Genomic DNA, 2,564 nt, shown 5'->3' with positions numbered 1-2,564 from the left:
TGGCAAATCATACTCTCGGACGAACAGGTCATGGCGCTGAAGAGCCGAGTCCGACACACCAGCGAATCAACGAGAGAGGCATCATGAAATCGTCGAGTCGCCGATGATCTCGTACCATTGCTCGATGGGCACCTGGCTGGTGATGATGACCGAGCGCATCTCGTGGCGGTCATCGACGATCTCCAGCAAGTCGCGGCGCTGGTCGGCGGTCAGAGTTTCGGGCCCCCAATCATCCAGGATCAGCAGGTCGACCTTGGCGATCTGGCGCAATGTCCTGGCGTAGCGGCCGTCGGCCCGGGCCATGGCCAAGGTGGAGAACAGCCGCGGCACTCGGTGATAGGCGGTAGACAGATCCTCGCGGCAGGCTTTCTGGCCCAGCGCGCAGGCGAGCCAGCTTTTGCCGACTCCGCAGGGTCCGGTGATCAGTAAATTGTGCCGGGCACGAACCCAGTCGCAGCCTGCGAGCTTCAGGAATAATGCACGGTCGAGACCACGAGCCGCCCGGTAATCGACATCCTCAATACTGGCGGATTGCCGAAGTTTGGCGGCGCGGGCGCGGCTCTCAAAGCGTTTTTGCCGCCGCAGCGTGGCCTCATGTTCGAGCAGCAAGGCGAGCCATTCGCCGTGTTCCAGACCGGCAACCTCAGGCTGGCGTTCAAGTTCCCTAAACCCCTTGGCCATGCCGTGCAGGCCAAGTTTCTGGAGCAGGTCGAGTGTTGGATGGGTGAGCATGGTTTTGGTCCTTTCAATGAAAATATTTAGAGCCGCGTAGATTGCCGTGGCTCATCACGGCCTGCGGCTCATTGGCGGTGATGGCGGCGCGGTCGAGCTTGTTGGTGATGATCGAGGCGATGCTTTTGTAGGTGAACGCGCCATAGGCGACGGCGCGGGCCGACACCGCCTCGGCGCGGATTTTGTCCAGCTCCCGGAACAGCCGTAGAACGCCAAGACAGGTCCTGAACCCCTGTTCCGGATGCGGGCGGCTGGCCAGAATGGCCGTGACCAGCCCCTCAGTCTGGGGCCCAACCGAGGCGCCCCAGCGGCGGAACCGCTCCGGCGTCCATTCAGCGTAGCGCCGGTGCGCGCTTGGCATATGCGCGGGGTCGGTGCCGTGGCGCGCACCGCCATAGCGGCGCTCATGCACGGCAATCCGGTTTCCCTGGAAAAATATCTCGATCATTCGCGCTGTCGCGCGGGTGTCGACCTGGGCGCGGATCAGATTATGCGGCACCGAGTAGAAATACCCGCAGACCTCGACATGATAATCCAACGAGACACGGGCAAAGCCCCATTCGGCGAATTCGTAGTCGGCATCTGGCAATACGGCCAAAGCCGGGTGCTCGATTGTCTCGAACAGATGCAGCCGGCTGACCCCAAGCCGGCGCATGATATGATCGTTGATCCGCGCCACCATGCCGGCAATGGCCTGGTTGGCCTCCGCCAAAGAGAAGAATTTTTGCGCCCTCAACCGGCCCAGTATGTAGCTCTGGGCAAAGCGCACCCCGGCTTCCACCTTGGCCTTATCCTTCGGCCGCCGCGGCCGCGCGGGCAGGACGCCAATGCCGTAATGCGCGGCCATCCGGCCATAGCTCAGATTGATCTCCGGGTCGTAGAACGACGCCTTATTGATGCCGGACTTCAGATTATCCGGCACCACAAGCCGCGGCACACCGCCAAAAAAACGGAACATGCGGACGTGGGCGCCGATCCAATCCGGTAGCGTCTGGCTCCACGTGGCCTCGCAATAGGTGAAGCTCGACGCCCCCAGCACCGCGACGAAAATCTCTGCAAACCGTATCTCGCCCGTCGTGGGATCTGTAATGCCGAGCTTCTTGCCGGAATAATCGACAAACACCTTGTCACCCGCCCGGTGCTCCTGGCGCATGACCGGCGACAACCGCGCCTCAAACTCCCGGAACAGATCGCAAAACCGGCTGTAGCTGTACCCCTCCGGATGCCCGGCGCGATATTCCTCCCAAAGCACCATCAGGTTGACCCCAGGGCGTTTGAGCTCGCAAACCAGCTCGCGCCAAACCGGCTCGGCACGCCGGCGCACCCCACGAGGGGCACCGTTGCGGGCAAACAACCGCTCTTCCAAAACCGCATCGGTGAGATCGGCCGGCAGTGGCCAGGTCAATCCTGCCACCTGCGCCCGCTTCAGATTGTCCTGGATCGTGCTGCGCGCCACGCCCAGCATCCGCCCGATCTGCCGTGCGCTGATCCCCTCGCTGGCCAGCCGTAATGTGTATCGTATCTGCCTCATCGTCAGCTCTCGCTTTGCCGGCATTCGCCCCTCCTCGTGGTTGATCACGAGAGGGCAGATGCCCGAGTTACTGACCCAGCCGATAACGCCCGGATGCCCGGCCCAAGTGGCCGGAATTAAATCGGAAGGGTGGCCGGCTTCATATCGGAACGGTGGCCGACATCAAATCGGAATCCCCGGCCGGCTTCCGTCGGAATCCACATGACCGTGACGGGGTTTATGATCCTGGCAGCCCCAACGGCCGGCTGCTCCTGGGACTTAAGGGGACGATATCCGAACTTGAACTGCACACGATCCGCAG

The 2,564-nt window shown here is 62.1% G+C and carries 3 protein-coding genes; all 3 read right to left on the bottom strand.

Going from position 1 to position 2,564, the window contains the following annotated elements:
* Positions 1 to 81: 81 nt before the first annotated feature.
* The gene (istB, locus tag HKL97_RS00525) at positions 82 to 732 is read right to left on the bottom strand and encodes an IS21-like element helper ATPase IstB (protein WP_291421792.1); all 651 of its coding nucleotides are present in this window, start codon (positions 730 to 732) and stop codon (positions 82 to 84) included.
* A 13-nt stretch (positions 733 to 745) separates the two neighbouring features.
* Positions 746 to 2,287, bottom strand: a complete 1,542-nt coding sequence (gene istA, locus HKL97_RS00520; RefSeq protein WP_291421789.1) for an IS21 family transposase — start codon at positions 2,285 to 2,287, stop codon at positions 746 to 748.
* A 92-nt stretch (positions 2,288 to 2,379) separates the two neighbouring features.
* Positions 2,380 to 2,564, bottom strand: a 185-nt coding sequence (locus HKL97_RS00515; protein ID WP_291421788.1) for a hypothetical protein, incomplete at its 5' end; no start/stop codon positions are given.

The sequence above is a fragment of the Acidocella sp. genome, from assembly GCF_013044125.1.
In the GTDB taxonomy this organism is placed as follows: Bacteria; Pseudomonadota; Alphaproteobacteria; order Acetobacterales; family Acetobacteraceae; genus Acidocella.
Note: the sequence above shows the minus strand (reverse complement) of the source record. Positions and strands in the feature narration are given on the sequence as shown.

Coding starts and splice junctions, on each gene's coding strand:
- istA (WP_291421789.1), bottom strand. CDS start 2,287: ATGCCGGCAAAGCGAGAGCTGACGATGAGGCAGATACGATACACATTA.
- istB (WP_291421792.1), bottom strand. CDS start 732: ATGCTCACCCATCCAACACTCGACCTGCTCCAGAAACTTGGCCTGCAC.